Genomic DNA, 5,326 nt, shown 5'->3' with positions numbered 1-5,326 from the left:
CGACATGGGGCTCGGCTGTTCTTCGGCGGCGGCGGCCTTGCACATCGCCGTTAATTTGGTGCGGTCCGGCGCGCACAAGCGCATTCTGGTGACGACGCCCGAGATCATCACCGGCCATCTCAATTTCCGCGACCGGCAGACGCATTTCATTTTCGGCGACGCTTCGGTGTCGATGGTGGTCGAAGGCCTGGCCAAGGGCGACAAGCGGCCGGGGCGCTTCGAGGTGCTCGACACGCGCATCTGGACGCAGATGTCGAACAACATCCGCACCAATCTGGGCTACCATACCCGCACCGCCCAGGATGATCCTTACATGATCAATCTGGAAGGCAATCTGATCAAGCAGGTCGGCAACAAGGTGTTCAAGGAAGTCACCGTCGCCGGGCAGAAATTCATCGTCGAATTCCTCGCCGAGCACGGGCTGACGCCGCAGGCGATCAGGCGCTTCTGGCTGCATCAGGCCAATGCGCGGATGAATGCGATGATCCTGAAGCTGTCGTTCGGCCACGAGGTCGATCACGACCGCGCGCCAATGGTGCTGGAGCGGCTGGGCAACACGGCGGGCGCCGGGGCCATCGTCGCGCTGTCGGAGAACCACGCCGACATGAAGCCGGGCGATTTCGGTCTGATCTGCGCCTTCGGCGCGGGCTATTCGATCGGCGGCGCGCTGCTGAGAATGCTTTGAGGCTGCCGCGTCATGCTGGTGCGAACGGCACCAGCATCGGAACGCGCGCGGCATAGTCGTCATAGGCGCTGCCCAGTTCGCCGCGCAGGAAATTTTCTTCCAGCCTGGCTTTCGTCACGATGCCGATGATGAGCAGCGCGGTTCCGGCTATGCCCCAGACGGTGCCCTTGGCTGCCATGGTGGCGAGGATCGCCAGCAGCAATCCGGTGTAGATCGGATGCCGGACAAGGCCATACGGGCCGGTGTTGACGACACGGTGCCCGGCCTTGGCGGTGATGGTGCCCGACCACAGCCTGCCGAGATGCAGGCGCGCCCACCAGGCAAAGGCGATGCCGATGGCGATCAGGGCGACACAGATCCAGGCTTCGGGGAGATCAGGCATCCACAGCCTGAGCCGGCCTTCATAGCCGTGCGCCGGAATGAACAGCAGCACCGCGCCGGCTATCCAGAGACCCCGATAGCGGGCCTCCGCCTTGAACCCGGCGCGCTTCTGGGCAGGGTCGGACCACAAAGCGGCGACGGCCCAGCTTCCTGCCCAGATCAACCAAAGCAACGTGATTGCCGTCACAGGTCGCATGATCAGCCTCCGCAAACCGTCTGGACGTCACTATGAAACCGGCACCGCGCGCCGGCAATGCGGTGCGAGATCGATGACAGGTAAGAAAAGCGTGATCGCGATCCTATCGGTGCTGTTGATCGGACGATCAGCACTTTCGACTGGACGCCGCGAAGCGCGCCCGGCTAATTCGCTGGATGACGAATAGAAAGAACGCCATGCCGGATCTCTTCCCCGAGGCTGAAAAGCCGGTTGAAATCATCGCCGCGCGAAAGCTTGCCGCCAGGGCGGCAGCGCTTTACGTGGCGCCGGCGGATCATTTTCAGACGCGCCCGGTGGACGAATTGCGGCTGGGTTTCGACGGCATATCAGGCGATTTCCATGCTGGACCGACGCGGCGCTCGGGCGGGCGCGAGCCCTGGTATCCGCGCGGCACTGAAATGCGCAACGAGCGGCAATTGTCCATCGTGGCAGCGGACGAGCTGGCGGTTGTCGCCGAGCGCATGGGCCTGGCCGAGATCAAGCCGGAATGGATCGGCGCCAATCTGGTGATGGAAGGGGTGCCGAACCTCTCCATGCTGCCGTCCGGCACGCTGCTGTTCTTCAAGGGCGGCGTCACCATCAAGGTCGACGCACAGAACGGCCCGTGCCGCATCGCCAGCCGGTCGATCGCCGAAAACGCCGGAATGGCCGACGTCGAAGCCGGCGCGCTGCTGTTCCCGAAAGCGGCGAAGCGGCTGCGCGGCATTGTCGCCTGGGTAGAGAAGCCAGGCACGGTTAGGGCAGGCGAAGAGATATCGCTGCGCGTGCCGGAGCAGTGGATTTATCAAGCCTGAGGGCCGGCTACGCCGCCCATGGAGCGGCGCAGCAAAAGCGCTGGACTTCAGCCCTTGCGGTTCTTCTTCACGCCTTGCGCCATGATGGAAACGTCGTCCCACTTCTCCCAGGTGGCAATGCGGTTGGCGTATTCCTGCTTGATCATCGGCAGGCCGCCATCGCCGAAGAATACCCGGAGCGGTGGCTCGGCGGCGTCGACAATGGCCAGCATGGCCGGCCCGGTGGCGTCTGGATCGCCGGCGACCGAATTGGCGCGGCGCTCGGCCATCTTGGCACGGGCGGGCGCATAGGCCTCGATCGGCTGGGACACCTTGGCCGACGGCCCGGCCCAGTCGGTGGAGAAACCGCCCGGCTCGACCAGCGTCACATGGATGCCGAATTCCGCGACCTCGATGCTGAGCGACTGGCTGAAGGCCTCCAGCGCCCATTTCGAGGCGTGGTAGAGGCCGAGCGAGGCAAAGGCATTGACGCCGCCGATCGACGAGATCTGGATGATGTGGCCGGAACGCTGTGCCCGCATGATCGGCAGTGCGGCCTGAGTGACCCACAGAGCGCCGAAGACATTGGTTTCGATCTGGTCGCGAGCTTCCTGTTCGCTGACCTCCTCGATGGCGCCGAAATGGCCGTAGCCGGCATTGTTGATGACGACGTCGAGCCGGCCAAAACGCTTGTGCGCCTCGGCGACAGCGGCATCGACGGCTTTCTTGTCGGTGACGTCGAGCTTTATCGCGGCAATCCTGTCGCCGTATTTCTCGACGAGATCGGCGAGCGTGCCGGCATCGCGGGCGGTGGCCGCGACGCTGTCGCCACGCGCGAGTGCGGCCTCGGCCCAGACGCGGCCAAAGCCTTTAGACGATCCGGTGATGAACCAAACCTTGTTTGTCATGATCTTGGAGTCCTTGCCCCTGCGGGCGTGATTTTGGATGAAAGCGGAGGCTTCTCCGCTTTCGGGCATATACGGTCGATCCTCTGATTTTCCAGAGGCGACGGGAATCTTTTGACAAAGACGCCTGAATTATCGGGGATAATTCACCTGAGACGACCAGGCCGGGTCATCGTGCTTTTGCCAGTAGCGCGCCATCAGCCGGCTGGTGATCGGTCCGACCTTGCCATTGGCGATCGCCGCGCCGTCGATCTCCGTCACCGGCATGATGCCGCCCGCAGTGGAGGTGATGAACACCTCGTCGGCCTCGCGCAATGCGGTGACGCTGAGATCGGTCGCCGTGGCGGCAAGGCCTTCTTCTGCACAGAGATCGAAGACGGTGCGGCGGGTGACGCCGGGCAGCACGCCGGTGGCCGGCGTCGACAGCTTGCCGTCCTTGACGCAGAAGACGTTGAAGCCCGGGCCTTCGGCGACATTGCCGTTGAAGTCGAGGAGCAACGCGGTCTCTGCACCGCGGTCATAGGCATCGTAGAGGCCGCGCACCAGATCGAGCCAGTGGTAATTCTTGATCGCCGGGTCGATCGAGGCCGGCGGAATACGCATCTTGTCGCTGATGGCGACGCGCAGGCCGCGCTGCAGCTGCTCGGCGTTGGCGACCGAGCCGAACGGCACGGCGAAGGCCATGAAGCGGTTGACCGCCTGGCGCGGGTCGCGGCTGAAGGTCGGAGAGGCGCCGCGCGTGCACAGCATTTCGACATAGGCGGCGCGATGACCGGACAGCGCCACGCAATTGTGCAAGATTTCGGTCACGCCGTCGCGGTCGAAGGGAATGGTCATGCGCAGCTTTTCCAGCCCGCCGAGGAAGCGGTCGAGATGCAGATCGAGGCGGAAGAAGCGGCCGTTCCAGACATGCACGGTGTCGTAGGTGGCGTCGGAATGCAGAAAACCCCAGTCCAGCACCGAGATCTTGGCCTGCGACATCGGCAGGTATTGGCCGTCGAGAAAGGCGATGCCGTCGGGGTAAAAATGCGGGTCGACATGGCGGTCGCCAACCACGGGCAGTTGCTTCTCGTCCTGTGTCGTCGCCGTGTGGCTCATTGGGGCCTCCTGTCACGCAAGGCGAGTCAGCAGGCTATCGGCGCAGGGCAGAACGCATAGAGCCACCCGCCCGGCGCTGTTCGGCCTCGATGACGATCTCGCCGATACATTGGATCGGAATTGCCTTAGATTGCGCGCTCTGAACGGGAGGGGGAAGATGCGCAGGCTTGGGGCCGTCATAGCAGCCATGACGATGTTCGCCGCCGCGGGCGAAGCCAGCGCCCAGTGCGCGCGCGAAGGCGAGGAATTGTGCCAGGGCGGGCAGACCTATCGCTGCGAGAAAACCGGGAGCGAATTGACACCGATCTTCCAGAACCTGCCTTGCGCGGTGCCGTCGCTGAGCGGCACCTGGGTCGGCAGCGGCCATCAAAGCCCGGCGGGTGACGCCGGGGCCGACTGGCCGATCGCCATGACCATCAACGATGGCAGCGCGTCGATCGACTATCCGTCACTCGGTTGCGGCGGATCGCTGTCACAGACGTCCAGTGACGGCATTTCGGTGGAATACCACGAGAGCATCACCTACGGTCAGGACAAATGCATCGACGGCGGCAACATCACCGTCAGGTTTTTCAAGGAAAATCTGTCCTGGACCTGGATCGGCCAGGCCGATGGTCAGCCCTATAATGCGGTCGCAGTGCTTAAGCGGAAGTAGCCGTGGTCATTCCTCCTCGTCATCCGCGTCGAGCAGGCGCGTCGCGCGCCAGCGGGTGAGCACGACGTTGGTCTGCTCGATGACGAAGAAACGCGCCGAGTCGCGGTCGTAGCCTTCGCTCAGCAGTTTCTCGTAATCTGTGTGCATGTGGCGGATATGGGCAATCGTCGCCAACCATACGGCGATGCCTGGTGGTAAGGTCTTCATGTGGACCGCGCCGGCGTCGCCGCGGATCTTCTCCATGTCGGCATAGGGTGCCAGCGGCAGAAGTGCTGTCAGCGCCTTGGCGATGGCGCGGCGGCGACCGGTGGGCGCCGTCATCGCCGAACCCCGGGCTCGTCGCGCCCTTCGATGGTCGCCTCCGGTATAGCGTCGGTCGAGGCGAAATAGGGTTTTATGTCGATGACCGGAGTGCCGTCGAGCACGTCGATGGCGTCGAGATCGATGCGGCCGGTGTTCTGGTCGAGCCCGACGAGCCTGGCCACATGCAGCCCGATTGGGTTGGGGCGGGCAGGGGAGCGCAGCGAAAATACGCCTTTTGCTTCGGCCGCATGGCGTGGTTTCTGCACAATCAGGTCCCGCGGCGCGTGATGCAGCCAGGACAGGATGATG

The 5,326-nt window shown here is 63.8% G+C and carries 8 protein-coding genes; 3 read left to right on the top strand and 5 right to left on the bottom strand.

Annotated elements, in window-relative coordinates:
- On the top strand, positions 1-685 hold a 685-nt coding region (locus EN914_RS23080), incomplete at its 5' end, for a 3-oxoacyl-[acyl-carrier-protein] synthase III C-terminal domain-containing protein (RefSeq protein ID WP_281034666.1).
- A gap of 10 nt (positions 686-695) precedes the next feature.
- Here EN914_RS23080 and EN914_RS23075 read toward each other — a convergent pair.
- Positions 696-1,262, bottom strand: coding sequence for an isoprenylcysteine carboxylmethyltransferase family protein (locus tag EN914_RS23075; protein WP_024501491.1), 567 nt, complete (start codon positions 1,260-1,262; stop codon positions 696-698).
- Between the two features lie 197 nt (positions 1,263-1,459).
- Between EN914_RS23075 and EN914_RS23070 the strand changes: the two genes are divergently transcribed.
- A complete protein-coding gene (locus tag EN914_RS23070) occupies positions 1,460-2,077 on the top strand; it encodes an MOSC domain-containing protein (RefSeq protein WP_024501490.1) in 618 nt (205 codons plus the stop codon).
- Between the two features lie 47 nt (positions 2,078-2,124).
- On the opposite strand, the gene EN914_RS23065 is transcribed toward EN914_RS23070, so the two are convergent.
- Both EN914_RS23065 and EN914_RS23060 read right to left on the bottom strand, forming a co-directional pair.
- Complete coding sequence (locus EN914_RS23065; protein ID WP_024501489.1) at positions 2,125-2,964, bottom strand: SDR family oxidoreductase; 840 nt, start codon at positions 2,962-2,964, stop codon at positions 2,125-2,127.
- Positions 2,965-3,093: 129 nt separating this feature from the next.
- Positions 3,094-4,059 carry a D-amino acid aminotransferase gene (locus EN914_RS23060; RefSeq protein WP_024501488.1) on the bottom strand — a complete coding sequence of 322 codons (966 nt, stop codon included), beginning with the start codon at positions 4,057-4,059 and terminating at the stop codon, positions 3,094-3,096.
- Positions 4,060-4,216: 157 nt separating this feature from the next.
- Here EN914_RS23060 and EN914_RS23055 point away from each other — a divergent pair, with 157 nt between their 5' ends.
- Positions 4,217-4,714, top strand: a complete 498-nt coding sequence (locus EN914_RS23055) for a hypothetical protein (protein WP_024501487.1) — start codon at positions 4,217-4,219, stop codon at positions 4,712-4,714.
- Between the two features lie 6 nt (positions 4,715-4,720).
- Here the strand turns inward: EN914_RS23055 and EN914_RS23050 are convergent, their stop codons facing one another.
- A complete protein-coding gene (locus EN914_RS23050) occupies positions 4,721-5,035 on the bottom strand; it encodes a DUF2293 domain-containing protein (protein ID WP_013530931.1) in 315 nt (104 codons plus the stop codon).
- Positions 5,032-5,326, bottom strand: a 295-nt coding sequence (locus tag EN914_RS23045) for a TrmO family methyltransferase (RefSeq protein WP_206527225.1), incomplete at its 5' end; no start/stop codon positions are given. The genes EN914_RS23045 and EN914_RS23050, both read right to left, overlap by 4 nt.

The sequence above is a fragment of the Mesorhizobium sp. M7A.F.Ca.CA.001.08.2.1 genome (genome assembly GCF_003998455.1).
Lineage (GTDB): Bacteria > Pseudomonadota > Alphaproteobacteria > Rhizobiales > Rhizobiaceae > Mesorhizobium > Mesorhizobium ciceri.
Note: the sequence above shows the minus strand (reverse complement) of the source record. Positions and strands in the feature narration are given on the sequence as shown.

Bases quoted from the DNA above. Each gene is read 5' to 3' on its own strand.
- EN914_RS23075 (WP_024501491.1), bottom strand. From the start codon at position 1,262: ATGCGACCTGTGACGGCAATCACGTTGCTTTGGTTGATCTGGGCAGGA.
- EN914_RS23070 (WP_024501490.1), top strand. From the start codon at position 1,460: ATGCCGGATCTCTTCCCCGAGGCTGAAAAGCCGGTTGAAATCATCGCC.
- EN914_RS23065 (WP_024501489.1), bottom strand. From the start codon at position 2,964: ATGACAAACAAGGTTTGGTTCATCACCGGATCGTCTAAAGGCTTTGGC.
- EN914_RS23060 (WP_024501488.1), bottom strand. From the start codon at position 4,059: ATGAGCCACACGGCGACGACACAGGACGAGAAGCAACTGCCCGTGGTT.
- EN914_RS23055 (WP_024501487.1), top strand. From the start codon at position 4,217: ATGCGCAGGCTTGGGGCCGTCATAGCAGCCATGACGATGTTCGCCGCC.
- EN914_RS23050 (WP_013530931.1), bottom strand. From the start codon at position 5,035: ATGACGGCGCCCACCGGTCGCCGCCGCGCCATCGCCAAGGCGCTGACA.